At 57.2% G+C, this 26791-nt stretch carries 22 protein-coding genes and 2 tRNA genes; 10 read left to right on the forward strand and 14 right to left on the reverse strand.

Going from position 1 to position 26791, the window contains the following annotated elements:
* Nucleotide 1: 1 nt before the first annotated feature.
* The 3 genes from ttrA to ttrB are packed head-to-tail and all read right to left on the reverse strand — an operon-like array spanning nt 2 to nt 4825.
* Nucleotides 2-3073 carry a tetrathionate reductase subunit TtrA gene (gene ttrA, locus ACJ8J4_RS07995; protein ID WP_164068463.1) on the reverse strand — a complete coding sequence of 1024 codons (3072 nt, stop codon included), beginning with the start codon at nt 3071-3073 and terminating at the stop codon, nt 2-4.
* Nucleotides 3066-4091: a tetrathionate reductase subunit TtrC gene (gene ttrC, locus ACJ8J4_RS08000; RefSeq protein WP_049294873.1), complete on the reverse strand. Its 1026-nt coding sequence runs from the start codon at nt 4089-4091 to the stop codon at nt 3066-3068. The genes ttrA and ttrC overlap by 8 nt, the downstream gene beginning before the upstream one ends.
* Nucleotides 4088-4825: a tetrathionate reductase subunit TtrB gene (gene ttrB / locus ACJ8J4_RS08005; RefSeq protein WP_049208488.1), complete on the reverse strand. Its 738-nt coding sequence runs from the start codon at nt 4823-4825 to the stop codon at nt 4088-4090. Before ttrB ends, ttrC begins: the two co-directional genes overlap by 4 nt.
* Nucleotides 4826-5053: 228 nt before the next feature.
* Between ttrB and ttrS the strand changes: the two genes are divergently transcribed.
* From ttrS to ACJ8J4_RS08025, 4 genes are all read left to right on the forward strand, one after another.
* Nucleotides 5054-6775 (forward strand): tetrathionate respiration histidine kinase TtrS, encoded by a 1722-nt coding sequence (gene ttrS / locus ACJ8J4_RS08010; protein WP_212637192.1) that lies wholly within the window; start codon nt 5054-5056, stop codon nt 6773-6775.
* The gene (ttrR, locus tag ACJ8J4_RS08015; protein WP_197813408.1) at nt 6747-7346 is read left to right on the forward strand and encodes a tetrathionate respiration response regulator TtrR; all 600 of its coding nucleotides are present in this window, start codon (nt 6747-6749) and stop codon (nt 7344-7346) included. The genes ttrS and ttrR overlap by 29 nt, the downstream gene beginning before the upstream one ends.
* Before the next feature lie 339 nt (nt 7347-7685).
* Nucleotides 7686-8348 carry a VUT family protein gene (locus ACJ8J4_RS08020; RefSeq protein ID WP_025303625.1) on the forward strand — a complete coding sequence of 221 codons (663 nt, stop codon included), beginning with the start codon at nt 7686-7688 and terminating at the stop codon, nt 8346-8348.
* A gap of 17 nt (nt 8349-8365) precedes the next feature.
* Complete coding sequence (locus ACJ8J4_RS08025) at nt 8366-9097, forward strand: metallophosphoesterase family protein (protein WP_043136485.1); 732 nt, start codon at nt 8366-8368, stop codon at nt 9095-9097.
* On the opposite strand, the gene ACJ8J4_RS08030 is transcribed toward ACJ8J4_RS08025, so the two are convergent.
* Nucleotides 9090-9578 carry a hypothetical protein gene (locus ACJ8J4_RS08030; RefSeq protein ID WP_043136490.1) on the reverse strand — a complete coding sequence of 163 codons (489 nt, stop codon included), beginning with the start codon at nt 9576-9578 and terminating at the stop codon, nt 9090-9092. The genes ACJ8J4_RS08025 and ACJ8J4_RS08030 overlap by 8 nt on opposite strands.
* Nucleotides 9579-10232, reverse strand: a complete 654-nt coding sequence (locus ACJ8J4_RS08035; protein ID WP_043136493.1) for a helix-turn-helix domain-containing protein — start codon at nt 10230-10232, stop codon at nt 9579-9581.
* 871 nt (nt 10233-11103) lie between these two features.
* Here ACJ8J4_RS08035 and ACJ8J4_RS08040 point away from each other — a divergent pair.
* Nucleotides 11104-11346 carry a DinI family protein gene (locus ACJ8J4_RS08040; RefSeq protein ID WP_025303629.1) on the forward strand — a complete coding sequence of 81 codons (243 nt, stop codon included), beginning with the start codon at nt 11104-11106 and terminating at the stop codon, nt 11344-11346.
* A 225-nt stretch (nt 11347-11571) separates the two neighbouring features.
* Here ACJ8J4_RS08040 and ACJ8J4_RS08045 read toward each other — a convergent pair.
* The 4 genes from ACJ8J4_RS08045 to ACJ8J4_RS08060 all read right to left on the reverse strand — a co-directional run bounded on the left by ACJ8J4_RS08045 (nt 11572) and on the right by ACJ8J4_RS08060 (nt 12822).
* Nucleotides 11572-11647 (reverse strand) — tRNA-Thr (locus tag ACJ8J4_RS08045).
* 6 nt (nt 11648-11653) lie between these two features.
* Nucleotides 11654-11741, reverse strand: a tRNA-Ser gene (locus ACJ8J4_RS08050).
* Between the two features lie 157 nt (nt 11742-11898).
* A complete protein-coding gene (gene osmE / locus ACJ8J4_RS08055) occupies nt 11899-12228 on the reverse strand; it encodes an osmotically-inducible lipoprotein OsmE (RefSeq protein ID WP_025303630.1) in 330 nt (109 codons plus the stop codon).
* Nucleotides 12229-12354: 126 nt separating this feature from the next.
* Entirely contained in the window at nt 12355-12822 is a 468-nt protein-coding gene (locus tag ACJ8J4_RS08060) for a nuclear transport factor 2 family protein (protein ID WP_025303631.1), read from the reverse strand.
* 107 nt (nt 12823-12929) lie between these two features.
* Between ACJ8J4_RS08060 and ACJ8J4_RS08065 the strand changes: the two genes are divergently transcribed.
* Nucleotides 12930-13508: a TetR/AcrR family transcriptional regulator gene (locus tag ACJ8J4_RS08065; protein ID WP_049207296.1), complete on the forward strand. Its 579-nt coding sequence runs from the start codon at nt 12930-12932 to the stop codon at nt 13506-13508.
* Here ACJ8J4_RS08065 and ACJ8J4_RS08070 read toward each other — a convergent pair.
* The 3 genes from ACJ8J4_RS08070 to ACJ8J4_RS08080 all read right to left on the reverse strand — a co-directional run bounded on the left by ACJ8J4_RS08070 (nt 13502) and on the right by ACJ8J4_RS08080 (nt 15670).
* On the reverse strand, nt 13502-13918 hold the full coding sequence (locus ACJ8J4_RS08070; RefSeq protein ID WP_025303633.1) for a VOC family protein: 417 nt from the start codon (nt 13916-13918) through the stop codon (nt 13502-13504). The genes ACJ8J4_RS08065 and ACJ8J4_RS08070 overlap by 7 nt on opposite strands.
* Before the next feature lie 158 nt (nt 13919-14076).
* Complete coding sequence (gene ompC, locus ACJ8J4_RS08075; RefSeq protein ID WP_025303634.1) at nt 14077-15207, reverse strand: porin OmpC; 1131 nt, start codon at nt 15205-15207, stop codon at nt 14077-14079.
* Between the two features lie 148 nt (nt 15208-15355).
* The gene (locus ACJ8J4_RS08080; protein WP_442516054.1) at nt 15356-15670 is read right to left on the reverse strand and encodes a hypothetical protein; all 315 of its coding nucleotides are present in this window, start codon (nt 15668-15670) and stop codon (nt 15356-15358) included.
* Between the two features lie 238 nt (nt 15671-15908).
* Between ACJ8J4_RS08080 and ACJ8J4_RS08085 the strand changes: the two genes are divergently transcribed.
* The 4 genes from ACJ8J4_RS08085 to rcsB are packed head-to-tail and all read left to right on the forward strand — an operon-like array spanning nt 15909 to nt 20891.
* Complete coding sequence (locus tag ACJ8J4_RS08085; protein WP_062826730.1) at nt 15909-16316, forward strand: DUF4186 domain-containing protein; 408 nt, start codon at nt 15909-15911, stop codon at nt 16314-16316.
* A gap of 54 nt (nt 16317-16370) precedes the next feature.
* Nucleotides 16371-17525: an MFS transporter gene (locus ACJ8J4_RS08090; protein WP_049294881.1), complete on the forward strand. Its 1155-nt coding sequence runs from the start codon at nt 16371-16373 to the stop codon at nt 17523-17525.
* A 20-nt stretch (nt 17526-17545) separates the two neighbouring features.
* Nucleotides 17546-20248, forward strand: coding sequence for a phosphotransferase RcsD (gene rcsD, locus ACJ8J4_RS08095; protein WP_164063925.1), 2703 nt, complete (start codon nt 17546-17548; stop codon nt 20246-20248).
* Nucleotides 20241-20891, forward strand: coding sequence for a response regulator transcription factor RcsB (gene rcsB / locus ACJ8J4_RS08100; RefSeq protein ID WP_004935900.1), 651 nt, complete (start codon nt 20241-20243; stop codon nt 20889-20891). The genes rcsD and rcsB overlap by 8 nt, the downstream gene beginning before the upstream one ends.
* 61 nt (nt 20892-20952) lie before the next feature.
* Here rcsB and rcsC read toward each other — a convergent pair whose 3' ends face one another.
* Entirely contained in the window at nt 20953-23814 is a 2862-nt protein-coding gene (gene rcsC / locus ACJ8J4_RS08105; RefSeq protein WP_089181144.1) for a two-component system sensor histidine kinase RcsC, read from the reverse strand.
* Nucleotides 23815-23981: 167 nt separating this feature from the next.
* On the reverse strand, nt 23982-26624 hold the full coding sequence (gene gyrA / locus ACJ8J4_RS08110; RefSeq protein WP_049203668.1) for a DNA topoisomerase (ATP-hydrolyzing) subunit A: 2643 nt from the start codon (nt 26622-26624) through the stop codon (nt 23982-23984).
* Nucleotides 26625-26791: the final 167 nt, after the last annotated feature.

Raw genomic sequence — 26791 nt, forward strand, 5'->3', positions numbered from 1 at the left:
CCTACGCGGAAAGTTTGACGATGGTCGCAGGGATCCCCTGACGCACCGCCGCACCGGTCACCCAATCCAGCCAGGTATTCGGCACTTCGCGCGTCGGATCGGCAAAGCCCAAATCGTTGAGGTTGATGCCGGCGGCGATGCGCTCATCCATCGCCAGCGGTTCGCCGTCCAGGTAGTGCTGACTGGCCCCCATCTCCCAGTGGCCGTAGCCGTGTTCCACCGCGATCACGCCGGGCATCACGCCCGCCAGTAAACTGATCTGCACCTCTCGACTGCCGCCCGGCGTGCTGATACGTACCCGGTCGCCGTGTTGAATGCCGAAACGCGCTCCGTCCGCCGGGTTCAGCGCCACCAGGTTCACCGGTTTCACGTCGTGCAGGCGCCGGATCACCGCGGTGGAGCTGCTCATCACGTTGGATTTGAAGGACATCAGGCGCAGTGGCCACTGCTGCTCAGGGTAGAGCGCTTCCACCGCGCGGCCGTCCGACAAACGCGCCGGATAGCAGGTGGGGCAGCCGCTGAAACGCTCACCGGTGATCGCATGCCGGTGCTTCGCCACTTCCGCATTCCAGATCTGCAGCGGTTTCTCCCAGCGGTTGCCCACGCTGCCGTCGCGGCGGCCGCTGTCGTGAACGGCGAACCGGCCGCCGCGGCTGTAAATAAACGCCACGCGGTCGATTTCATCGGCGCGCAGCGTCTGCGCAAGCTGCGGTAACAAGCGATCGACACCACTCAGCGTCAGTTCGTCCGCCCTCGCGGCCGGCACCGGCGCCTTGCCGGCAAACGCCACGTTGGCGGCGGCGCGCAGATAATAATCCTCGGCGCAGTTGAGCGGCAGCAGCCCGCCCTGGCCGTCGCCGATAGCGCGATCGCCGAACCCCGGCAGCGCCAGGCGTTTAGCGACGGCGATGCAAAACGCCTCCATGGAAATCGGCTGCCCTTGCGCCGTTTTCGCGGTCGCCGGCGTCACTATCGGCCAGCGCGCGGTAGTGGCCTTGCTGGCGACGCCGCCCCAGGGGGCGCTGAACCCCCAGCTCTCAAAATTATGGGTGTCCGGGACGATATAGTCGGCCAACGCCGTCGTTTCGTTGATAAACGCATCGATAGCGATAAACAGCGGCAAACGCGCCGGATCTTTCAATCGTTCCTCCGCCACGCCGCGCAACCCGGCGATGCCGTACAAGGGGTTGGTCATGTTCGAGATCCAGGCTTTCAGCCCGTACGGATACCCCGCCAGCGCCGATGTCAGCAGCTCGGTCAGTTGCCCGGCGACGAACGGATACCAGGGCGCCCTGGCCGGCCAGGGGGAAACGCCCGCCGCCACTTTTTCGCGGTACTCGTCGGAGGTTTCATAGGCGGCCTTGCTGCGTGCGATATTCAGCCCCTTCGGTTTTACCAGGCCGGGAAACTCGACCAGGTTATAGCGCGGCCCCTCAGCGAAGCCGTTGAATTTTCCGCCGCCGACGAACACGCCCCCCGCCAGGCTCAGGTTGCCGATCAACACGTTAAGCATCATCACCGACCAGGTATTGTAAAACCCGTTTGCCGCCATCATCCCGCCATGGGCGATCACCGCCGCCTTGCGCCCGTGGGCGGTAAAGGCCTCGGCCAGTGCCGCGATGCGTGCCACCGGCACGCCGCATTGCCGGCTGTACGCCTCCGGCGACAGCTTGTCGGCGGCCTCTTTCAAACACTGGAAGCCGCTTTTCACCCCCACCTGCACGCCGTCGTGCAGCGTCACCGTACGGCTTACCCACAGCTCGGCGCTGTCGCACGCCTCGGCCGCCACCAGTTCCCCCGCGCCGTTGACCACCAACGGCGACGCCGACCCGGCGCCATTCAGATCGGCCAGCGTCAGATGCTGCCCCGCCCGCGGATGCTCGCTCTCGGCGATCACCAAATGCGTGGCGTTGGTCCAGCTCTTCTCGCCGGCACGTTGCATGGCGGCCTCCGACGGGATGGCGAGATAATCGGCCTGATAACGCCGGTGGTCGAGGATCCAACGGATCATTGCCATCGCCAGCGCCGAGTCGGTGCCCGGCAATATCGGGATCCAATGGCCATGATCGTCCGCCAATGTGGTGGTCAGCGGCAGCGCCGGCGCCACTACCGCATAACGGAACTCGCTGCGCAATCTGGCGCTGGCCAGTTGCCGAGCCTGGCGCTTGAACGGGTTGCCGGACTGTGCCGGCGAGGTCCCCATAAACAGCGCGAACTCGACCTGTTCCCAGTCGGGTTTTACGTGCGGATTTTTGTCCAGATCGTTCATCAGCGCACCGGAACCGGCACGGTAGGCCAGCCCGCAGTAAGCGCCGTGCGCGCCGAAGTTTTTGCTGCCGAAACTGTTCTGGGCGAAACGCCGCAGGAAGCCGTCGCGCCCATCGTCACCGGCGTTGGTCACCAGCAGCTGATTGGCTTTCGGCCCCAGCCCCGGCTGTCGGGCATCGATCGGCGTCTCCAGATCGCGGATCGCCCGCAGGCCCTCCACATGCCCCTCGCCGAACAGATCGCCGCCTTCCACCACTTCAGCGATCAACTGCTCAAAGCTGATGCGCTGCCACTTGCCCTCGCCACGTTTGCCGACGCGCTTCATCGGCTCCAGCACCCGCAGCGGGCTGTAAAGCCCCTCCAACAGCGTGGCGCCGCGGGCGCAGGCGGTGGAACGGGCATCGAGGCCGCTTTCGCCGCCCAGCTGCGCCAACGCGTCCTGCAGCGGCAAGGCCGAGTCGACGTGCCGTTCCTGAGACAGCGGATGATAAGGGTTGCCGGCAATGCGCAATACCCGGTCGGTCTGCCTGTCCACCCGCACCCGCACGCCGCATTGCGTCCAGCAGCCGAAACACTGGGTCATCGAGATGGCCTGCTGCGGATTGCCTTGCCATTCCGGCATTGCCCGCCCTTCGGGCGGCAGGGAGTTGCCGTTGATGCGATCCAGGGTCACCCGCCCTGAAGTGCCGTGAATCAAGCCGTCGATCGCCCGTTTGGCGACCTCGCGATAGCTCAGGCCAAAGGCGGACAATCCGCCGAAGGCCAGGCCCACTTTCAACCACTGACGCCGGGTGAGTTTAGCCATGTTGTTTTCTCCGCAGTAAAAACGCCTGTGCTTCACGCACCATGATCATTAACGCCAGCCACAACCCGAAAGTGCCGACGATCGCCAGCAAGCCATCGGTGCCGAGCGGCAGGCTATAAGGGGAATACGTCGCGTTGTATTTCGGGATGGTTTGCACCTCGATCAACAGCGTCCAGCGCATCAGCCAACTCAGCCCCAGTGCGCCGGCCACCAGCAGCGTCGTACCGCCGCGCGGCAAGCGCCGAGAACCGGCCCAAGCGGCGCACGCCAGCGTCAGCCCCCACAGCGCAATCCATCCCACGGCATACCGGCGCGCCATCGCCTGCGTCTGCAGCCAGTGGCGTACCGCCGCGCCGGATAACGTATCGCCGCATACCCACAGCAGGATCGCCCCGCCGAGCAGCAGTAACGTCAGCAGCATCCCGCGCGCCAGCGGCGCCTGCAGACCGGGCCGTTCGCGCAATGTCAGCAGCAGCAAGGCCAAGAGCGCCTGCAGCGCGCTGAGGAACATCACGATCGGAAATCCGTAGCTGAACCAGATTGGGCGGGCACGCACGACGGAAACCTCACGCCCGGTGTACAACAGCAGGCCAATAGCCACCAGCGCGCAAGCGGGCGCAATCCCACGCAGCAGCGCAACCGGCCTGCCCGTCAGCCGCGCAAATTCGAGTGCGAGAAACCACAGGCCGATCAGCAGGGTAAACAACGGCAAGAACAGTGCGCCCCACGGCATCCAAGACCAGGGCGTCGGGTAGGCGTAGAAATGCCAGAAGCGGGCGGTTTGATGCAGGTCGGCGGTCAGCGCCAGCGGCGCGGTGATGGCGCACGTCAGCCCGATAAACAGCGCCATGCGCTCCAGATGCGCGGCGTTATCTCCACCGCGCCAGCGCCACACGCAGGCCAGCAGCGCAGCACAGGCAGCGATGCCGATAAAGAAGAAATATTGCACGGCCCACGGCAGCCAGCTCACCGCCTGCGGTTGGCCCAGCACTTCTGCGATCATCAGTTGGCGACTCATCGTCCCTCCCCCCATAAGGCAACCTGCGCCCGCCCCGGCAGCGGAGTGACGAAGGCGTCATCCAGCCCCAGATAAAACACATGGGGCGCGGTTTGGTTCTCCGGCTTGAGGACGTTGATCTCGGCCTCGTGGCGCCGCAGCATCTTGCTCAGCGTGCTGTGCGGATCGCGCATATCGCCGATGATCCGCGCCCCGCCCACGCACGACTCCACGCACGCCGGCAACAATCCCGCCTCCAGCCGATGCACGCAGAAGGTGCATTTGTCCGCCGTTTGGGTGGCGTGATTGATAAAGCGGGCATCGTACGGGCAGGCCTGCACGCAATAGGCACACCCCACGCAGCGCGTGTTGTCGATCACCACGATCCCGTCCTCACGCTGGAAAGTGGCCTGTACCGGGCACACCGGCACGCAGGGTGGGTTGTCGCAGTGGTTGCACAGCCTGGGCAGCAGCACGTTGGTCGCCACCGCTTCACCTTCGAGGCTGACCTGGTACTGGTTTACCGTGGTGCGAAACTCGCCGTGCGGCGTCTGGTTTTCAATGGCGCAGCTCACGGTACAGGCCTGGCACCCGACGCAACGCCGCAGATCGATCAGCATCGCGTAGCGGCGGCTCGCATCCCCCTCGCGCCGCGTCGGCGCTAACGTCAGCCCGGCCTCCGCCACGGGGATCAGCGAAGCCCCCGCCGTCAACACGCCCAGCTGCTGCAAAAACTGCCGTTTACTGAAGTCCATGCGCCTCTCCCACGCCCTGGGCATCACCCCGATCACGCTATTGATGCCCGTTAGATGAATAAACAATGTCGATGATTTACAGTGTAAAAATGGCATCGATGGCGCTCTATTGTGGTTAACCACATACCGGCCCCAACGTTGATCTAAAACAAGTGGCGGCAGGCAAATTGCCCATCAGGAGGGGCTGTGAGGGTCGTGTTATTACTGCTGTTCAGTCTCGGTTGGGGGATGGCGGCACAGGCGGGAGAGTGGTCGGTCGGCGTGCTGGCGATGCGCGGCGATGCGGCGACCGCGCGTGACTGGCAGCCGCTGATCGACAGCCTCAACGGCAGTGTCGGCGGTGAGCGCTTCCGCCTGCAGCCGCTCGATCTGACGCAGATGCGCGAAGCGGTCAATCGGGGCAGCGTGCAGTTCGTGGTCACTAATCCGGCGCAGTTCGTGCAGTTGAACAGCCGCTATCATCTGCGCTGGCTGGCATCATTGCGCGCCGCCAACGGCGATCGGGCAACGGGCAACATCATCGGCAGCGTGATTCTGGTGCGGCGCGACAGCGGCATCACGACGCCGCAGGCGCTGATGGGCAAAACGCTGGGCGCCATCGATCCGCAGGCCTTCGGCGGCTATCTGACCGGCTATAAGGCGCTCAGCGATGCCGGTATGCGGCCCGATCGCGATTTCCACCTGCGCTTTACCGGTTTCCCTGCCGATGCCCTGCTCTATCTGTTGCGCGAGCGCGCCATTCAGGCCGCCATCGTCCCCGTCTGCCTGCTGGAGAAAATGGATCGAGAAGGCCTGATCAACCCGGCGGATTTTCGCCCGCTGTTGCAACGGCCCACATCGGTTCCCTGCGTCAGCAGCACGCCGCTTTACCCCAACTGGTCGTTCGCCGCCCTGCCCGGCCTGGATAACTCACTGGTGGATGCGGTGGCAAGAGCCTTGCTGACCGCACCTCCGCAGTCTCCCTTTCAATGGGGCGCACCGGTCTCGACCAGCGAGGTGGAAGCCTTGCTGCGCGCCGTCAATCAACACCCGGAACAGCGGCGGCTGTGGCTGGATATCAAGAGCTGGCTGATCCAGCATCAGACGGCCGTCGGCCTGTCGCTGGCGGTGCTGGCGCTGTTGATCGTCAACCATATCTGGATCGCGCTGCTGGTACGCCGGCGCGGGCGGCAGTTGCTCCATGCCGGAGAGCAACTGCGGCGGCAGGAGCAGGCGCTGGAGAACGCCAGGCAGCTGAACGTGCTGGGGGAAATGGCCTCCGGCTTCGCGCACGAGCTCAACCAGCCGCTGGCGGCCATTCGCCTTTATGCGCAGGGATGCCTGATCCAACTGCGCAAAACGGACGCCGGGCATCCGCTGTTGGGGCCGTTGGAAAATATCGACCGACAGGCGCAGCGCGGCGGCGAGACGATTCATAACCTGCGCCAGTGGGTGCAGCCCACCGCTGAGGCGATAGATCAAACGCGCTGGCGACCCGCGGTGGTAAGCGAAACCGCCGAGCGGGTGTGGACGCTGCTGCGCCTGACGCAGCGCTATCCCGACCTGAAACTGTTCAACAACGTGGCGCCTTCGCTGACGCTAACCCTGCCGCCGGCGCTGCTGGAACAGCTGCTGGCGAACCTGCTGCTGAATGCGGCGCAGGCCGGAGCCAATGCCGTCTGGCTTTCCGCCGTCCAGAGCGAACGGGCGATCGAGTTGCATCTGCAGGACAACGCGGGCGGCATGACAACGGCCGGGCTGGAACAGGCTTTTCGCCCCTTCAACACCACCAAAGCCGGCGGCATGGGGCTGGGGTTGGCCATTTGCCGGCGCCTGGCCCGCTACGGCGGCGGCGAAATCCGCCTGGCGAACCGCCCCGCCCCCGACAGCCGCAATGGGCTGTGCATAACGCTGCATTTCATATTGAACGATGAGGAAAACCATGTCGCTAATTCATCTGGTGGACGATGACGCCGCCGTCACCGACGCCTGCCATTTTTTGCTGACCAGCTTCGGTCACAACGTGCAGTGCTGGAATGACAGCACCGGCTTTCTGACCCAGGCCGACCTGTTTCAGACCGGGATCGTCTTGCTGGACATGCGGATGCCGAAACTTGACGGCCACCAGGTTTACGGGGAACTGCGCCGCCGCGGTAGTACGCTGGCGGTGGTGTTCCTGTCCGGCCATGGCGACGTGCCGATGGCGGTGGAGCAGATGAAGTACGGCGCGGTGGATTTCCTGCAAAAACCGATCGCCGCAGAACCGCTGATCGCCGCCCTCGAACGGGCGCAGCAGGTCTCGGCCAAAGCCCAGCAGCGCCATGAAACTTGCGGCCGCTACCGCATGCTCACGCCGAAAGAACGCGACATCGCGCAGCTGGTGGTGCGGGGCATGATGAATCGGGAAATGGCGGAGCGGCTGAATATCGCGCTGCGCACCGTAGAGGTTCACCGGGCGAAAGTGATGGAGAAAATGCAGGCCGCCAGCCTGGCGGAATTGGTGATTCAGCTGCAGGCTCTGCCGCCCACGCCCCGGGAGTGAATGCATAAAGCCCTCATCAAGCTAACGTCCCGTATTCCTCTTTCCTTGATTGACACAGCGCGATCCAGGCAATATATTTATTAGAAATATTAATGAATTACGGTAGAATCACCTTTTCTCAACCAACAGGCTATCAGCATTCTCCGCAAAACCCAGCGTAGCGCTTTCGCCTTCAGGAACCCCGTGAGGGAAAGGAGAGGCGTTGTTTTGAATAAAGAGAGATGATGTCCATGTGACATGGCTCGAGCATCATTACGCCACTATCTGGCCGCCCGGTTGACGTTTTAAATAAGTATGGATTATGAATAACAGAAGAACACGGACTAAATAAGGAATAAAATGCAAGGAAATCTCAAGCTCTATGGCCTTTTTGTTGGCCTGACGGTGACCATTATGATCACCTGCGACACGTTGGTTTATAAGGTCTTTGATATCTATGGTTTTAAAATAACGGCAAGCGGCATTGTATTCTCCTTGTGTTTCTTGATATCCACATTGCTGACTGAAGTTTATGGCTATAAATTGTCGGTAAGAGCAATATGGATCATGGTGTTCTGCCAAAGCTTATATGTCATAATACTTAATCTCTCAGCCGTTATTCAGCCAGAAAATAACGATATCGCCACACACTATTATTCTTTATACCATGAATTCTGGCGAGTCATGATAGGCACCTGGGTGTCCGTTCCGGTCGCTTATTTCGTCAATGGTTTTATTATTTCAAAGATGAAGATTATCTTCTCCGGCAAATACTTCTTTATCCGATATATTGTTGGCTCCATGTCTACACAGGCCGCCCTGTTGCTGACAGCCTATCCGATCAGTCTTTCAGGAAAATACACCTTCATGGAGTTGGTTAATATCATAAGCACGACGTGGTCTTATAAAGTTGTCGTCTCTATTGTATTACTGCCGCTCGCCATCGCCTTAGTCGAGTGGGTTAAGAAGATAGAAAACACCGATCATTATGATTGGGGCACCTCATACAATCCATTTAAGTAATATCAACAGGGTCTCGCATGAAAGTAATTCAGATTAGCGACATACATATTATGCCTAATGAAAGCGCGCTGGCTTCGAAGCATCTTGCTAATTTCGACAGGGCCATTGACTTCATTAATGCCAATGCCGATAAAATCAATGCCGACTTAATCATTGTGACGGGTGACATCTCTCATGATGGCGATATCCCCTCTTATGAGCGCTTCTTTAAGATAATGAACCGCACTTCCTTACCTTTCTATTTTTTCCCAGGCAACCACGACAACAAAAAGAATCTGGACGATACAGCCCGTAAGCAGGGCGGCAGCTACGATATAAACTCGTTTGAAGATGACGAATGGCGCATGCTCAGCATCGACTCGGTGGTCGATAACGAAGATTTCGGCAGGGTCTCGACGCATGCGCTCGACACGCTTGAAAAAGCCATCGTCGCAAGTGACAATAAAAAGGTCGCCGTCTTCTTGCATCATCACCCTATTCCGGTAGGCACCCCGATTGTTGATAGCTGTATGTTAAACAATGCCGAGGAGTTTTTGAGCCTCTGCCAACGATTAAACGTTAAGTTTATCGGCTCAGGCCATGCACATACGCTATTCCAAAGAAAGCTGGGGGAAACCTTAGTCTCTGTTTCCCCAGCGATTTGTTCGCAATGGAAGAACGGCACAAGCGCTGTCAGCAGCATAGACAATTCTGCCTTCAGCGTGATTACGTTCGATGAGCATATTCACGTCGAACCCTGGTTTATTTAATCAACGTCAGTATTGTTTTTTTAGATCTGTCGCTTTTCTTAGCATTTTTCAATGAGGCAGAGAGTGCTCTGCCTTCCTTTACCCCGGCATAGAAGGCTATTTTCGTCGCATCCAAGGACTCGGTTTTGTCGACAAGATCGCGATCCCTTAGAAAATCCGCCCCTGATATTGATATCGAGTCAACATCGTTTTTCAACGTCCACATACAGTTTCGTTTCTCTTCATGAATCGACAGTTTGGCCGAGGCGATTTTTATTTTAGATTCGGTCTCGGCGATAAAAGCGATATCTTTCGGGTTAACATGCCTGAGAAAATCGCCCTCGATGAGTTGCCCCCAGTTTTTTTTCACGAAAGTATGGGTGCCAAACTCTTTGAAAAGCCAATATCCATCCGCCGTTCGGATCACGCTACGATCTAACGTATAGAGGTAACTGGGAGAGTATATTTTTCTTAACCTTCTCATTATGTTAAATAAGTCCATTTATTTCAGCCTCTTTATCGTTTTCAATAGAACACCGACGATCGCATAATCGCTATAGGACTTCACACTGCTATCTGAATCTAATGAGATGTTTGTAAACAACAAGTCGCCGTCGGAAACAAAAACTCGCCTTAAGCATATTGGGTAATTTTTCAGCTTAACCAGGACGATATCGCCATCGCAAAATGGCTCCTTGAGCGAGATCACACAATACGTTCCACGGTCTAATTCAGGCGACAGTGAATTATTCGTTATCTCTACCACAAACAGCGAATCGTCCGTCATGTCATCGACTTCTGTCGTATAGGTATCTGCCGTTCTGATCGTGTTGGCCAGAAAACGTTCTACATCGCTGTAGCTAATGAGCGGAAGCGATCTCACATTGTGTTTGGCCTCTCCCGTGACGCTTAAATCCTTGTCAGTCAGCTCCCCTACTTTTACGCTGAAAAATTCACCAATGGACGCAAGCGTAGAGATCGTGGGATTCCCCACGCCTTTCCTCAGATTATTGATCGTGGCAATACCTATCCCTGTTTCGCTGCTCAACCGACTGGCGTCAATCCCGTGCATGCGCATGAGGTAAGTAAGGTTTTCACCTATCATTTTCAATGACATACCATTTTCTTCTGATATTTTAATGTTGTTTGGTTGCATTATAATGTTTTAAACCTATACTTTAGTGTCATTAAAGTGAATTAAAAACATTAAACCACTTCTAGGGTGGCTATGACAATGACTCGGGGCCTTTGGTATACGAAATATAAATATAATACATTGTAATATAATAATTTTGTTGTAAATCACCGGTCTTGCCGAACATGACTGACTGCCTTTTAAATGATTCAATTTACTTATAAAAATGCTGTCTGCACAGGCTAACTCATATGCCCGTTCATCAAACATCAGAGGCGCTTTATAACGCCCGGGATATCTTCATCGCATTCACGCCATAGCCGACGCAGGAGAAACCCAAAATGCTAAACATTAACCCCGCAGCAATTTAACGCACAGAAGCCAACCTGGAGAGCAAACCGCATCCCGGTTCGATAATTTTAAAGGAAATGAGATGAGTGCTTTATTCATCGCTCCTCGAGCGACCATTGGCCAATACTCGGGATTTTTTCTCTGTCAGAACGCGAAGAAGCTGCGTCAGCGCCCGTAGCGCCGAGTTCCGGCGCATACCTGCATTGATCGATATTATGCCAAGAACGGCGACCAGAAAGGTGGCGTCGGGCCCCCAACACCAGGGAGCCCCCAGCCCGACGCCACCGCCTTACATACTGATTAGTAAGGGAGAAAAATGTAGGTTGCGGAGGATAATCGTGCCCTTTGAATATTCACGCACGAAGTGAGCGAGGAAAATGCAGACCACTGGCCAGACGTAAAGAAAAGATTCAGTGGCAGGCTTGGCAGCCCGCTGCGCAAGTAAGAATAAACGCCTTATGCAAAATTGCGCCCCCCTCTTGCCAACCCGCCTTCCTCAGGCCAGAATACTGTACATTAAATCAGTGTTTACAGGTGAGTCATGTTTGTAGAATTAGTGTACGACAAGCGCAACGTCGCTGGGCTACCCAACGCCGCCGAGATTATTCGCAACGAGCTGGAAAAACGCGTGCATGTGCTGTTCCCGGAGGCGGAGGTGCGCGTGAAGCCGATGCAGGCCAACGGCCTGAACTCCGACGCCAGCAAAAGCGATCGTGAGAAGCTGAACCGAATGTTGGAAGAGATGTTCGAAGAAGCGGATCAGTGGCTGGTCACTGATATTTGAACCCTGTCTGATAGCCGGGCTCGCCCACCGGCTATATTTCCGCCAGTATATGCAAACGTTCAGCCCTTGGCTAATGGGATTGACGCGGTGCCTCCCCCATCCGGTTATCGGTTGGTTAATGTTAATATCGATGCTATTCGAAGCGCGCACTGCTGCAGTGTGCACTTTTCTAGCGCACCAATACCATAACAAAAAGCCCCAGCATCGCTGCTGGGGCCTCTGTCATGGTGCCGGCTACCGGAATCGAACTGGTGACCTACTGATTACAAGTCAGTTGCTCTACCTACTGAGCTAAGCCGGCTGAATTTGGCGGAAGGACAGAGATTCGAACTCTGGGAGCTGTTACACTCGACGGTTTTCAAGACCGTTGCCTTAAACCACTCGGCCATCCTTCCAATGGGCGCTGATATTAGCGATACCGTTATGAAATGTCTATCGTTTTGATGCAAAAAAATGGCACAACCGGTGCAGTTGCCTAAACTTCAGGCCTTAAACGCTTAAAAAATGAAAAGCCCCGCGCAAACGAGGCTTTTTTGGTCGGCCGAAACGCGATTATTTCGGCTGAGAATCGTAGTCTGAACAGGTTTGATAGCCCTTGTTCATGACATGGCCCGTGTCGTTGTAGCTGACAAAGTAGGTTTGCACCTTGCCGTCGCGCGGCGCCACCGCATAGGTGTCGCAGGTGCCCTGCGCATGAACCAGTGTGGCAGTGGTCGACGGTGGACCCGCGATAGCCCGCACCTGCTGCTTGGTCATCCCTACTTTGACATCGCTGACCACCGGCTCATTGACATAGCTGGCTGCGCGATCATAGGTGGTACAACCGGCAAGAATGGAGAATACCGCCGCAGTGCCGACGGCCAAAACCAACTTCTTCGTCATAGCTTGTCCTCTTGGAGTGCATTTGTTGTTCCCTAAGTCTAGAAGCGGGAAGGCTTTTCTACAAATTCCCCTTTGTCGATCGGTGCGCTTTTGCTCTCAAAAGGCCATCGCAGCATCCCATCAGATTCAAAAACCGAAATCGCTCAGGGCCGGGACATCGTCCGGGCGCCGGCCGAGCGGCCAATGAAAACGCCGATCCTGTTCGCGGATCGGCATGTCGTTGATGCAGGCGTGACGGTTGATCATCAGCCCCTCCTGATTGAACTCCCAGTTCTCATTGCCGAAGCTGCGATACCAGTTGCCGGAATCGTCGCGCCATTCATAGGCGAAACGCACCGCGATGCGCGCGCCATCAAACGCCCACAGCTCCTTAATCAGCCGATACTCCAGTTCTTTCGCCCACTTGCGTTGCAAAAAGCCGACCACCGCCGCGCGGCCATCGACAAATTCCGCGCGGTTACGCCAGTGGGTATCGAGGGAATACACCTGCGATACACGTTCGGGATCGCGGCTATTCCAGGCATCCTCCGCCAGCCGCACCTTCTCGATAGCGGATTCGCGGGTAAAAGGCGGCAATGGGGGTTTAATGCTCATGTTTATCTCCTGAGTGAAGGCGTGTAGACAACTCTGTCTACGTCATTACGCTAGCGCATGTAGACAGAGTTGTCTACAATGACTCGGAAATAGCCTGGGAGAAAATGATGACCGCCGATCTCAACGCCTTACCCGCCCGCCAGCGCATCCTGCTGACGGCGCACGATCTGTTTTATCAAGAAGGGATCCGCGCCACCGGCATCGATCGCATCATCAAAGAATCGGGCGTGACCAAGGTGACCTTCTATCGCCACTTTCCCAGCAAGAATGATTTAATTACGGCGTTTTTGACCTATCGCCATCAGCAGTGGCTCACCTGGTTCAGCACATCGCTGGCCCATCATGTGGCGCAAACCGGTGGGCTGCTGCCGGCGTTGGCGCCCTGCCTAGCGGAGTGGTTCGACGAACCGCGCTTTCGCGGCTGCGCATTTATCAATACGGCGGTGGAAATCGCCGATCTGCTGCCGGAAAGCCTGCACATCGCCAGCCGGCATAAGCGGCAAATGGCGGAGGAACTGGCACGTCACCTGCCCGCCGGCCCACGGCGGGAACAGCAGGCGGCAATGCTGGCGATGCTGATCGACGGCGCCATCGTCAGAGTGCAGATAGAGCGGCAACCGCAGGCGGCGCTGCAGGTGCTGAATGCCGCTCTGGCGTTGCTGGCACAAGGCGGGTTCGATCAGTAATTGGCCCAGATGCCCGGCGTCACCAGTTCTAACAGGTGGGCGTCGGGATCGCGAAAATAAATACTCTCCCCGCCGTGTTCCCAGCGCATCCGCCCCTCAATCTCCACGCCGTTGGCCGTCAGATGCCGTTCCCAGTGTGGCAGTTGCGCTTTCGCCACCGCCAGCCCGATATGCGCTGGCCCCACGCCATCGTGCGCAGGAATAAACCCGGTAGGATAGTGCGCCCCGCGCAGCGAGTCGCCCTCGATAAACAGCAACAGTACGCTTCGATCGCCGACGTTATAGGCGCGAAACCGTTCGTTAGCGACCATCGCCGGCAGTTTCAGCACCTCCCGGTAAAAAGCGTCCGCGCGTTCAATATCGCTGACGTACAGCACCGTTTCGATCACCTTGTCGATCTTGAGTTCCATATCATCCCCCTCTTTTTCTGTACTGACAGCGTAGGCTTAGAGGAGGAAAACCACGGTGCTTCCCGTGCCGATAGCGGATCAATCCGTGCTTTTTTACCGGCTTACAGGCAAAAAAAACGCGGCCCGAAGGCCGCGCGATGACGTTCACACTGAGGTGCTTAGAACTGGTAAACCAGGCCCACGGCAACCACGTTGTCGGTGTTAATACCGGCAGCGTCGGTGAAGTCGTTGTTGTCCACCAGGTTGATTTTGTAATCAACATAGGTGGACATGTTTTTGTTGAAGAAGTAGGTCGCACCCAGGTCGACGAATTTGACCAGATCTTGATCGCCGTAGTCCTTGCCGTTGCCGGCGCGGCCCAGGTCTTTACCTTTGGTCTGGTTATAACCCACGAACGGACGCAGACCGAAGTCGAACTGGTAGTGCGCGTAGGCTTCGAAGCTCTGCGCCTTGTTGGCGTAGCCATAAACGCTGCTGTCAGAACTACCGAAACGCGCCGCATTGTAGGACTGGGTGAACATCACCGCCAGGTAGACGTCGTTGGCGTCATATTTCAGACCGCCGGAGTACCCTTCGGCCTTGTCGCCGCGACCCATGATGTTCTGATGACCGTTACCGCCGTTCTGCTCGCTGGTACGACGCGAGTTGAAGAAGGCACCTGCGGCGCTGATGCCGTAGCCCATGTCATAGCTCATGGACATACCGTAGCCTTCGCCGTTTTGACCCAGAACGTCACGACCGTTGTTGGTCTCTTCGCCGTTGCCGTTTTTACCCTGGTACTGCAGGGCGAAGTTCAGGCCGTCAACCAGACCGAAGAAGTCGTTGTTACGGTAGGTCGCCAGGCCGCTGGAGCGCTGGAACATGAACTGGTCGGCGCCGTAGGTCATACCGTCGAACTCAGGCTGCAAGTCGGTATACGCCGCGACGTCGTACAGCACGCCGGTGTTACGGCCGTAGTCGAAGGAGCCATAGTCGCCGAATTTCAGACCGGCGAAGCCGTAACGGGTGAAGTTCTTGTTGTCCTGGCTTTCAGCGTGATTCAGGTTCGCCTGATATTCCCACTGGCCGTAACCGGTCAGCTGATCGCTGATTTGCGTTTCGCCGCGCAGGCCAAAACGCATATAAGACTGATCGCCGTCCACGCCGTTGTTGCTGGAGAAATAGTGAAGACCGTCGACTTTACCGTACAAATCCAGTTTATTACCGTCTTTGTTGTAGATTTCCGCCGCGCCTGCTGTGCCTGCAACCAGCAGTGCGGGTACCATCAGAGAGAGTACTCGAAGTTTCATCGTTATTATCCTCGTTAATTATGTCGAGCTACGGCCACTGCCCTTTTCGAGCATTATTAGCACGACTGTGCATTACCATTCTGGTAACAAGGGTTATATTAATCCAGAAAGAAAATGATACCAAGTATCCGATAGTGTTTCAGTGTAATTAATAAAGGTTTCCAAATGTAAATACGCGCGAACTTTCACAAAACATTACAGACAAACAAAATAAAGCACTTAAAGACAAAGAATAGATTAATTGATAAAAAATCATGTAGTTATACATATCTTTAAGAAAAAAAGCCAACCATACAATTGAGCCAGACAATAAGCACATTGTGCCAAAACGCCGTCCGCACGCAGCCGCTATAATCACCTCGCTATCATCATTATTTTCATTATTACCTTCATTATCCGAGATCCGAGGATAATTTCTGCACTCCTTTAACCGGCTTCTGGCCGGTTTTTTATTTTTCTCCATACTCTCCTCACAATTCCGACTCGTACAAATAGCACGCAAATAAATAACCTAATGATATAGTTTCATTAATTTACTTTCGCACTAATTGCTAATCTTTTCCCTTATTTTAGTCTACAAATTGAAATTACTTTTCATTTCGTGCTTTATCCCACCGATTATTTCCCGCCACAGGCACAATTAGCCGCAGAGTTTCAATTCTGATAACCTGAAAAAAGTGCACCTCCAGCGAGTAAAATTCATGATGCCCTTTCAACCCGACGTGCTGTGGCGGCGGCTACAAACCTCCCCCTTCCGCGCTCGCTTCCGTTTAAATGCCAAAGACCAGACTTATCTCGACGGCAAGGGATTGCCGCTGATACTCAGCCATGCCCGCGATTTTATCGACCGCCGCCTGGCCGCCGCCCATCCTAAGAATGACGGCAAGCAAACACCGATGCGCGGCCACCCGGTGTTCGTCGCCCAGCATGCCACCGCTACCTGCTGCCGCAGCTGTCTGGAAAAGTGGCACGGCATACCGCAAGGCGTCGCACTGAACGAGCAGCAAAAGGAGTATATTGTCCAAGCTATCGCGCTGTGGCTGGTGCGCAGAGGCGGTGCCAGGGAGATGTCAGGCGCGAATATTTTCGATCCGGATCGCGGATTGTGATAAAAACTGTCAGTAACTTTCACCATTCTTTTGACCCAAGATCCTGACGCTTACATGACAGCTACCTTGTGCAATGAACAGCAAACGCCCGGCATTCCTCAACAGATCGCCACCCGTCTGGCCTTTTTCGTCGCCGGTCTCGGCATGGCCGCCTGGGCGCCGCTGGTCCCCTTCGCCAAAGCGCGCATCGGTATCGATGACGGTTCGCTCGGCCTGTTGCTGCTCTGTATCGGCGCCGGCTCCTTGTTGGCGATGCCGCTGACCGGTTTCCTGACCGGCAAACTGGGCTGCCGCGCGGTGATCCTGATGGCGGGTCTGGGATTGTGTATTGATCTGCCGCTGTTGGCACTGATGGATTCCCTCGGCGGCATGGCCGTAGCGCTGCTGCTATTCGGTGCGGCAATCGGCATGATCGACGTAGCGATGAACGTTCAGGCGGTGATCGTCGAACGCGCCAGCGGCAAGGCGATGATGTCCGGCTTTCACGGTTTCTTCAGCATCGGCGGCATTGCCGGCGCCGGCGGCGTCAGCGCGTTGCTGTGGTTGGGGCTGACACCGCTGCAATCCACCCTGCTCACCGTGCTGGCGGTGATAGTCCTGCTGGCGCTTGCCAGCCGCCATCTGCTGCGTGAGAGCGGCGCCGACGACGGCGGGCCGATGTTCGTCTTGCCGCGCGGTTGGGTGATGTTCATCGGCATTCTGTGCTTTATCATGTTTCTGGCGGAAGGATCGATGCTCGACTGGAGCGCGCTGTTCCTCACCACGTTGCGCGGTGTCGAACACAGCCAGGCCGGTCTGGGCTATGCGCTGTTTTCCATCACCATGACGCTCGGCCGCCTCAATGGCGATCGGGTGGTGAACTCGCTGGGCCGCTACCGGGTGCTGCTGCTGGGCAGCCTGTGTGCCGCTTTCGGCCTGGGTCTGGCCATCGCCTTCAATCACGCTACCGTTTCGCTGGCCGGTTTCATGTTGGTCGGCCTGGGCGCCTCGAACGTCGTGCCGATCCTGTTCAGCGCCGCAGGCAACCAGCGCGACATGCCGGCCAATTTGGCGATCGCTTCCGTCACCACCGTCGGCTATGCCGGTATTCTGGCCGGCCCGGCGCTGATCGGCTTCATCGCTCAGTTTTCCAACCTGACGGTGGCCTTCGCCTGCGTAGCCGCTCTGCTGTTGGCGGTGACCGCCAGCGCCAGGGCCGTCACTCGCTGATTCAGGAATGCGCAGCCACTATGCAAAATAAACAACTGACCATCAGCTCCAGCAACATTACCCGCTGCTTCCTGCTGTTTATCGTGCTGCTGACGATCGGCATCGGTCTGTATGGCTACAACTACACCAATGCCTGGCTGGCGGAAAAGAAGTACACGCTCAATAGCATCGCCGGTTCGCTGCAAAAGCGTATCGATACCTACCGCTATATGACCTATCAGGTCTATGACAAATTCGGCAATGCGCCGGCGCAGAATGTCGATCCTGGTTTGCAGGAAACCCGCCTGCGGCCCGACGTCTATTATGTCGAGAAACCGCACAAGAAAACCGACGCGGTGATCTTCGGCAGCCATGACGAGAACACGCTGGCGATGATCGCCAACATCTCGGACTACCTGGATACCCGCTGGGGCGCCAAGACCGAGAACTACGCCATGTATTACCTCAATGGTCAGGACAACAGCCTCAGCCTGATCACTACCCAGCCGCTCAAAGAGCTGGCTTCGCGCTTTCGGGAAAGCTACCTGACCACCTCGGCGGACGAACGCCGCGCCGAGATGCTGCAGCAGGCCAATATGCTCGACGAACGCGAGAGCTTTTCCGATCTGCGCAAGCAACGCTTCCAGAACGCCTATTCGTTTTCGATTCGCACCACCTTTAATCAGCCGGGGCATCTGGCGACGGTGATCGCCTTTGATTTGCCGATCAACGACATCATTCCGGCCAATCTGGCCCGCGCCAATTTCCTGCTGCTGCCGGATGATGTCGATCTCGACGACAGCACCATCCCGTCGGAAACCGTCCTCGGTACCCATGCAACGATGAGCGGGGGCTGGGTGGAGTTCAGCGCCGCCCTGCCCAATGCGCCGCTGAAGGTGGTGTATCGCGTTTCGGCTATCAATCTGGCCATCGATCTGCTGCGCAACAACATCTGGCTGATCGCAGTCAACTTGCTGCTGCTGGCGCTGTCGATGCTGAGCATCTACTTTATCCGCCGCCAGTACATTCGCCCGAGCGAAAACATGGCAGTGGAACTGGAGGCCGAGCGCGCGCTGAATCGGGAGATCGTCTCCAGCCTGCCCTCCGGCCTGCTGGTCTACAGCTTCGCCAACAATACGGTGATCGCCAGCAACAAAATCGCCGAGCACCTGCTGCCGCATCTCAGCCTGCAAAAGATCGCCCATATGGCCGAACAGCATCACGGAGTGATCCAGGCGACGGTCAACAACGAGGTGTATGAAATTCGCATTTTCCGCAGCCAGCTCTCGCCGGACACCTACCTGTTCCTGATGAACGATCAGGATAAAGAGGTGATGGTGAACAAGCGGCTGCAGCAGGCGCGGCGCGAATACGACAAAAACGTTCAGGCGCGCAAACTGATGCTGCACAATCTGGGCATCGAGCTGAATCAGCCGGTACGTCAGATGCACGATCTGGTCGACCGCCTGCACAACCGGCCGGATGAGGAACAACAGCAGGCGCTGCTGGGCCAGCTGACGACGGCGTCGGCTTCGGTACTGGAGTTGATCGATAACATCACCCTGCTGACCCGGCTGGAAACCCAGGACTGGCAACCCACACGCGAGCCGTTCAACCCAACGGCGCTGATCGACGAGTTACTGCTGGAGGCCCTGCCTGCCCTCAATCAAAAGGGGCTGGCGCTGTTCAAGCATTTCCAGCTGGACGTCGAGCAGAACTATATCGGCGACGCCAACGCGCTGCGCAAGGTGATCTCGCTGCTGGTGCATTACGCCATTATCACTACCGCCTGCGGCAAGATTTCTCTGGTCATCGACCATGAGCCCGAGCACCCTGACCGCCTGATTTTCCAAATCAACGACACCGGCTCCGGCATCTCCAACGAAGAGATCAGCAACCTCAACTATCCGTTCCTCAGCCAGACGCTGGTGGACCGCTTCAACCACGGTTCCGGCCTCACCTTCTTCCTGTGCAATCAGCTGTGCAAGAAGCTTAACGGCCAGTTGGACATTCACAGCAAGGTGGATATCGGCACTCGCTACACCATTCGCGTCGCCATGGAGATGGAGAAAAAAGAACCGCAGGAGCAGGAAAAGCTGCTCGACGGCGTCACCGCCCTGCTGGACGTCACGTCGGATGAAGTGCGCGGCATCGTGACCCGCCTGTTGCAGGCCTACGGCGCCGACTGTCTCGTCGCCGAAGATCGCGCGGTCAATCGCGATTATGACGTGCTGCTGACGGATAACCCGCAGCGGGCCGATGACTACACCCTGCTGCTGGCGACCGATGAGCCGGGTTGGCAAGCGCTGGATAAACGCTACATTAGGGTGAACTACAACCTGAACGGGGCATTAATCGACGCTGTGCTGATGTTGATCGAACAGCAAATGGCCGCGCTGGAACAGGAAGAAAGCCCGCTTTCATTGAGTTCAGAAGATATCCAACTCTATGAAAAACAATTGAAATCAAGTGATTACTATGGGCTGTTTGTCGATACAGTACCCGACGATGTCAAAAAACTGTATACTGAGGCGGGCAGCAGTGATTTCAATGCGCTGTCACAAACCGCACACCGCCTGAAAGGCGTGTTTGCCATGTTAAATCTGCTTCCCGGCAAGCAGCTGTGCGAATCGTTAGAACAGCGCATCGCAGAAGGTGATGCGCCCGAGATCGAGAATAACATCAGTCAGATTGATTTTTTCGTCAGCAGACTGCTGAAGCAAGGTAGCCAACAACATGAATAACCTGAACGTAATTATTGCTGATGACCATCCTATCGTACTGTTTGGCATCCGGAAGTCACTTGAGCAAATTGAATGGGTGAATGTCGTTGGGGAGTTCGAAGACTCAACCGCACTGATCAACAATCTGTCCAAGCTGGACGCCAACGTGCTGATCACCGATCTGTCGATGCCGGGTGACAAGTATGGCGACGGCATCACGCTGATTAAGTACATCAAGCGTCACTATCCGCAGTTGTCGATCATCGTGCTGACCATGAACAACAACCCGGCGATCCTGAGCGCGGTATTGGATCTGGATATCGAAGGCATCGTGCTGAAACAAGGCGCGCCGACCGATCTGCCGAAGGCGCTGGCCGCCCTGCAGAAAGGCAAGAAGTTCACGCCGGAAAGCGTCTCTAAACTGCTGGAAAAAATCAGCGCCAGCGGCTATGGCGACAAACGCCTGTCGCCGAAAGAAAGCGAAGTGCTGCGTCTGTTCGCCGAAGGTTTCCTGGTGACCGAAATCGCTAAAAAGCTCAACCGCAGCATCAAAACCATCAGCAGCCAGAAAAAATCGGCGATGATGAAGCTGGGCGTCGAGAACGACATCGCCCTGCTCAACTATCTCTCGTCCGTCAGCATGACGCCGTTGGACAAAGACTAAAACCCGCCTCACGGCAGGTGAACGCCAAACAGGCACGGCATCCGCCGTGCCTGTTTGCTTTTCAGGCCTCGCTGCGGCTGTAGCGCACCTGTTGACTGTAGTAAGCCAGCGTCTGTTCCAGCGTCTCCAGCGTAACCGGTTTCGACAGGCAATTATCCATGCCCGCCTCGAGACAGCGCTGCTTCTCTTCCGCCAGCGCGTTCGCCGTCACGCCGATTACCGGCGAGCTGAACTGCATCTGTCGCAGTTCCTGCGTCAGGCGATAACCGTCCATGTTCGGCATATTGACGTCGGTCAGCACAATATCGACGTGATGCTGTTTCAGTACGCCGAGCGCGTCGACGCCGTCGTTGGCGGTCACCACCTGATACCCCAGCGACCCCAGCTGATCGGACAACAGGCGACGGTTGATCGGATGATCGTCGACCACCAGCAGATGAATATCGCCGTTGTCCGCCGCGCTGGCCTTGGCGGGCACCGGCAGCTGCACCAGCCCCTCTGCCGCGCCGCCGCCGACGCCAAACAACCGGTTGAGCAAGGTCAACGTTTCACGCGGCGTGGAGGTGCTGTGCATCCAATAGCCTGGCCGGGTTTCCTGCGACGGGCCGATATGCTCGGTGGAGAATTGGATCTGAGCCAGCAGCGGCGTGTCCAGCATCAGCGGGTAATCGCTGAGCAGCACCTCACCGGCAGCGGTCTCCTGCCCGTCATAGCGTTGGATATCGGCGCCGTAACCGCCCAGGATCGCCATCAGGTAGCTTTCCAGCCGCTGATTGCGGATATCCAGCCACAGCCGCCGGCCCTGCCAGGTATCGCTGGCCTGCGGGATCGGGAACTGGGCGTTGAACAGCGGAATGCGAATGCTGAACAAGCTGCCCAACCCCGGTTCGGACTCGACAGAGACATCGCCGTCCATCAGGTTGACCAATTTTTCGCAGATCGCCAGCCCCAAACCGGTTCCCTGGAAGTGGCGCTGAACACCGGTCCCCACCTGGAAGAACGGGTCGAACAGGCGCGAGACCTCTTTCTCCGGAATACCGACGCCGGTATCGCGCACGCTGAACTCCAGGTAGCTGCCGCGGGTGCAGACCTGCAGCACGATACAGCCGGTATCGGTGAACTTGATGGCGTTGTTCACCAAATTGGAGAGCACCTGCTGTAACCGCACCGGATCGCCGAAGATGCGCTCCGGCACGTTCTGTTCGATAAAGCAGTACAGCCCCAGACGTTTCTTGACCACCAGCGGCAAATAGTTGCCGGCGATATGGGTGATCACCTCCAGGCAGGAGAACTCGCGCGGTTCGATCTTCAACTGCTCGGACTCGATTTTGGAGAAGTCGAGAATATCGCTGATGATTTTCAGCAGCAGGCCGGAAGAGTTGTTCATCGCATTGACCAGCCGATCGACCCCTTGCGGCAACGCCTTGGTTTGCAACAGATCGAGGTTGCCGATAATGCCGTACAGCGGCGTGCGCAGCTCATGGCTGACGGTAGCCAGGAACATCGATTTGGACTGGCTGGCCTGCTCCGCCGCCGCCGCCATCTCCTGCAACGACTCTTCCATCTTCACGCGCGCGCTGACGTCCACCAGCACGCAAATCGCCACCTCTTCGTTACGGTAGCGCGAGTGAACAAAGCTGATCTGCAGGTTGTTGTTGTTGCTGGTCATCACATCGACGAAATTCGCCTGCTGTTCGCAAATGATGCGCGTAATGCGATCGCGATCTTCGTGGGTCAACAGGTTGATGTAGTTATGCGCCAGTTCGTTACTCAGGATATTGGTACCGTCGCTGATGCGCAGGATACAGATACCCACCGGCGCCGAGGCGACGATCTTGCGGTTGAACTGCTCGTGCTCTTCCAGGCGAAACGCGTTGTCCTCCGCCGGCAGGAACATCTTGCGCTCAAACAGCCACGCCAGCGTGAACAGCACGATGGCTGACAACAGGTTCAGCAACAGCGCGTTGAGGATCAGCATTTTGAAGCGTTCCACCACGCTTTTCACCGGCAGTGCATAGACGATGCTCAGCGAAGAAGGTGGCAGCGCTTTCTTCAGAATCAGGTCGCGGTAATTGTCGACATAGCCGAAGTACGCGTGCTCTACGGGATAGCTGTTGAGCGAAGCAGCATAGCGATCGCCGTCCGCCAGACGCAGCACCGGCTCGTTGTTCTCATCCAGCAGCGTGACGCCGATCGGCAGGTTGCCGGCGGTAACGAAATCCTCCAACCGAACGGTTTGTTCGATGCCCAACAACGCCTCCAGCTTGTTGCCGATATAGATCGGCGTCAGTACATACAGATAACCGACGTCCGGCCGCTGCGCGCTGGGGCTGATCCAATACAGGTTGTTGTCTTTGTCCTGATTCTTGGCGTTGCGGTATTTCAGAATGCGCTCGTGCAGTGACTTCAGCACATTTTCCCGATTGGCACTCGCATTGCCGCCGCCGAATTCTGCCATACACAGGCTGTCGCCGCCGATGAAGAACACCCGGTTGAGATCGTAGGCCGCCACGAAGTTCTCTTTCCAATACTGGATCAGGCCGCTCAGTGAATCGAGCGAACTGCGGTAGGTGGTGCTCAGCGCACAGTTGGACTCCGGGTACAGCGGAAAGAATTGCGGCGGGCTGCCCTTGCCGGGAAACACGCCGCTGAACATGTCCAGGCTGCTGACCGACCCGTTGAGGCGGTTCTCCGCCATATACTTGATATCGCGGATGATGTCGGCGGAATGGCGGATATAGCCCTGTGCCTGGTCGAAATTGAGGTTGTACTCCTGCCGGATGTCCGATTCTTTCTGATGCAGGATATTCAGAATATAAAAGGTGGTGAGCAGCGCTCCCAACGACCACAGCAAAATCGCCAGCACCCGGAACAGATAGCGGGATATCTTCAGCGTAGTTCGAAAAGAGGCTAAGTATTTCAATCGGATACCATACGAAAGTCAGTGGCGGCGCACGCTATCGCCGGCACGGCGGCCGGCGGCTCGGTGCGCCAATTAAACCATATAACTGAAAAAGGGCCTAGCATCGCTGCCAGGCCCTTTTGTCTCAGTGCATTACGGTGTCGGCATGCCGACGCCCTCACCTTGCTTTAAACGTTGTCGTCGTCCATCGGCTCAGCCGCGTCGTCGCCATCGTCCAGCGGCGTGGTGTCTTCTTCCACCGCTTCCGCGCCCGGTTCCAGGCTATCCAGCTCTTCGTCTTCCACCGGTTCGGCCACGCGCTGCAGACCGACGACGTTTTCGTCTTCCGCCGTGCGGATCAGCGTCACGCCCTGGGTGTTACGGCCCACCACGCTGACTTCCGAAACGCGGGTGCGCACCAGCGTGCCTGCATCGGTGATCATCATGATCTGGTCGCTGGTTTCCACCTGCACGGCGCCAACCACCTGGCCATTACGCTCGCTCACCTTGATGGAGATAACCCCCTGGGTGGCACGTGACTTGGTCGGATACTCGGTCACGGCGGTACGTTTACCGAAGCCGTTTTGCGTGACGGTCAGAATGTCGCCTTCGCCGCGCGGCACGATCAGTGAGATCACGCTGTCACCTTCGCCGAGGTTGATGCCACGTACGCCGGTCGCGGTACGGCCCATCGAACGCACCTGCGCTTCCGGGAAGCGCACCACTTTACCGTTGGCGGAGAACAGCATCACTTCGTTGCTGCCGTCGGTCAGATCGACACCAATCAGCTCGTCGCCCTCGTTGAGGTTGACGGCGATGATGCCGGCGCTGCGCGGACGGCTGAACTCGGTCAGCGCGGTTTTCTTCACGGTACCGCTGGCGGTGGCCATGAACACGTGGCGCCCTTCTTCATACTCGCGTACCGGCAGGATGGCGGTGATACGCTCATCGGCTTCCAGCGGCAGCAGGTTGACGATTGGACGACCGCGCGCGCCACGGCTGGCTTCAGGCAGTTGGTACACCTTCATCCAGTACAGGCGGCCACGGCTGGAGAAGCACAGGATCGTATCGTGGGTGTTGGCCACCAGCAGGCGATCGATAAAGTCTTCTTCTTTAATACGCGCGGCGGACTTGCCTTTGCCGCCGCGGCGCTGGGCTTCATAGTCGGACAGCGGCTGATACTTCACGTAGCCCTGGTGAGACAGGGTCACCACCACGTCTTCCTGGTTGATCAGGTCTTCGATGTTGATGTCGGAAGTATTGGCGGTGATCTCGGTGCGACGGCCGTCGTTGTACAGCTCTTTGACCGCCACCAGCTCTTCGCGGATCACTTCCATCAGGCGCTCTGGGCTTTCCAGAATAAAGATCAGCTCGGCGATGAAGTTGAGCAGCTCTTTATATTCTTCCAGCAGCTTTTCGTGCTCCAGGCCGGTCAGTTTCTGCAGACGCAGATCCAGAATCGCCTGAGCCTGCTGCTCGGTCAGGTAGTACTTGCCGTCGCGGATGCCGAACTCCGGCTCCAGCCACTCAGGGCGGGCGGCGTCGTCACCGGCGCGTTCCAACATGGCGCTGACGTTGCCCAGATCCCACGGCTGAGCTACCAGTGCGACTTTCGCTTCCGCCGGGGTCGGCGCACGGCGAATCAGCTCGATGATCGGATCGATGTTGGCGAGCGCGATAGCCAGCGCTTCCAGGATATGGGCGCGATCGCGGGCTTTGCGCAGTTCGAAGATGGTGCGACGGGTGACCACTTCGCGGCGGTGGCGCACGAAGGCTTCGAGGATGTCTTTCAGGTTCAGCAGTTTAGGCTGCCCCTGATGCAGCGCAACCATGTTGATGCCGAAGGTGACCTGCAGTTGCGTCAGCGCATACAGGTTATTCAGCACCACTTCGCCGACCGCGTCGCGTTTGACTTCGATGACGATGCGCATGCCGTCTTTATCGGACTCGTCGCGCAGCGCGCTGATGCCTTCCACGCGTTTTTCTTTGACCAGCTCGGCGATCTTCTCGATCAGACGCGCCTTGTTCACCTGATACGGGATCTCGTGAACGATGATGGTTTCGCGCCCGGTCTTGGCGTCGGCTTCCACTTCCGCGCGCGCGCGCAGGTAGATTTTACCACGCCCGGTGCGGTAGGCCTCTTCAATACCGCGGCGGCCGTTGATGATCGCCGCCGTCGGGAAGTCTGGCCCCGGAATATGTTCCATCAGCCCTTCGATGCTGATGTTTTCATCGTCGATATAGGCCAGGCAGCCGTTGACGACTTCCGCCAGGTTGTGCGGCGGGATATTGGTGGCCATGCCCACGGCGATGCCCGATGCGCCGTTAACCAGCAGGTTCGGGATCTTGGTCGGCATGACGGCCGGGATCTGCTCGGTGCCATCATAGTTAGGCACGAAGTCGACGGTTTCTTTTTCCAGATCCGCCAACAGTTCGTGAGCAATTTTGGACATGCGCACTTCGGTATAACGCATCGCCGCGGCGGAGTCGCCGTCGACGGAACCGAAGTTACCCTGACCGTCCACCAGCATGTAGCGCAGTGAAAACGGCTGAGCCATACGCACGATAGTGTCGTAAACCGCGCTGTCACCGTGCGGGTGATATTTACCGATCACGTCCCCGACGACACGGGCCGATTTCTTGTATGGTTTATTCCAGTCGTTACCCAATACGCTCATCGCGTACAGAACGCGGCGGTGAACCGGCTTCAGTCCATCACGAACATCTGGCAGCGCACGTCCGACAATAACGGACATCGCATAGTCCAGATACGAGTTTTTCAACTCGTCTTCGATGTTTACCGGTGTGATTTCTCTGGCAAGGTCGCTCATGGAGCTGCTATCCCTCTACTAATGATTCATCTGCCCGCTGCCATAGTGGCAAAGGTGTAAAACTATATCACAAAGCACGCTTTACGGGAAAATAACCGCCGCTGTTTCACGGAAATTGTGCAGATAAGTGCGCTAAAAACGCATCGGCGCAGACGATGCCGCGCCGG

It is taken from the genome of Serratia sp. CY47280 (assembly GCF_052168655.1).
Classification (GTDB): domain Bacteria; phylum Pseudomonadota; class Gammaproteobacteria; order Enterobacterales; family Enterobacteriaceae; genus Serratia; species Serratia bockelmannii.

Coding starts and splice junctions, on each gene's coding strand:
- ttrB (WP_049208488.1), bottom strand. CDS start 4,825: ATGGACTTCAGTAAACGGCAGTTTTTGCAGCAGCTGGGCGTGTTGACG.
- rcsD (WP_164063925.1), top strand. CDS start 17,546: ATGCAAAATAAACAACTGACCATCAGCTCCAGCAACATTACCCGCTGC.
- ompC (WP_025303634.1), bottom strand. CDS start 15,207: ATGAAACTTCGAGTACTCTCTCTGATGGTACCCGCACTGCTGGTTGCA.
- ACJ8J4_RS08070 (WP_025303633.1), bottom strand. CDS start 13,918: ATGGAACTCAAGATCGACAAGGTGATCGAAACGGTGCTGTACGTCAGC.
- ACJ8J4_RS08030 (WP_043136490.1), bottom strand. CDS start 9,578: ATGGACTTATTTAACATAATGAGAAGGTTAAGAAAAATATACTCTCCC.
- ACJ8J4_RS08080 (WP_442516054.1), bottom strand. CDS start 15,670: ATGGAGAAAAATAAAAAACCGGCCAGAAGCCGGTTAAAGGAGTGCAGA.
- ACJ8J4_RS08060 (WP_025303631.1), bottom strand. CDS start 12,822: ATGAGCATTAAACCCCCATTGCCGCCTTTTACCCGCGAATCCGCTATC.
- gyrA (WP_049203668.1), bottom strand. CDS start 26,624: ATGAGCGACCTTGCCAGAGAAATCACACCGGTAAACATCGAAGACGAG.
- ACJ8J4_RS08035 (WP_043136493.1), bottom strand. CDS start 10,232: ATGCAACCAAACAACATTAAAATATCAGAAGAAAATGGTATGTCATTG.
- ACJ8J4_RS08085 (WP_062826730.1), top strand. CDS start 15,909: ATGATGCCCTTTCAACCCGACGTGCTGTGGCGGCGGCTACAAACCTCC.
- ACJ8J4_RS08040 (WP_025303629.1), top strand. CDS start 11,104: ATGTTTGTAGAATTAGTGTACGACAAGCGCAACGTCGCTGGGCTACCC.
- ACJ8J4_RS08025 (WP_043136485.1), top strand. CDS start 8,366: ATGAAAGTAATTCAGATTAGCGACATACATATTATGCCTAATGAAAGC.
- ACJ8J4_RS08090 (WP_049294881.1), top strand. CDS start 16,371: ATGACAGCTACCTTGTGCAATGAACAGCAAACGCCCGGCATTCCTCAA.
- ttrR (WP_197813408.1), top strand. CDS start 6,747: ATGTCGCTAATTCATCTGGTGGACGATGACGCCGCCGTCACCGACGCC.
- rcsB (WP_004935900.1), top strand. CDS start 20,241: ATGAATAACCTGAACGTAATTATTGCTGATGACCATCCTATCGTACTG.
- osmE (WP_025303630.1), bottom strand. CDS start 12,228: ATGACGAAGAAGTTGGTTTTGGCCGTCGGCACTGCGGCGGTATTCTCC.
- ttrS (WP_212637192.1), top strand. CDS start 5,054: ATGGCGGCACAGGCGGGAGAGTGGTCGGTCGGCGTGCTGGCGATGCGC.
- ACJ8J4_RS08065 (WP_049207296.1), top strand. CDS start 12,930: ATGACCGCCGATCTCAACGCCTTACCCGCCCGCCAGCGCATCCTGCTG.
- ttrC (WP_049294873.1), bottom strand. CDS start 4,091: ATGAGTCGCCAACTGATGATCGCAGAAGTGCTGGGCCAACCGCAGGCG.
- ttrA (WP_164068463.1), bottom strand. CDS start 3,073: ATGGCTAAACTCACCCGGCGTCAGTGGTTGAAAGTGGGCCTGGCCTTC.
- ACJ8J4_RS08020 (WP_025303625.1), top strand. CDS start 7,686: ATGCAAGGAAATCTCAAGCTCTATGGCCTTTTTGTTGGCCTGACGGTG.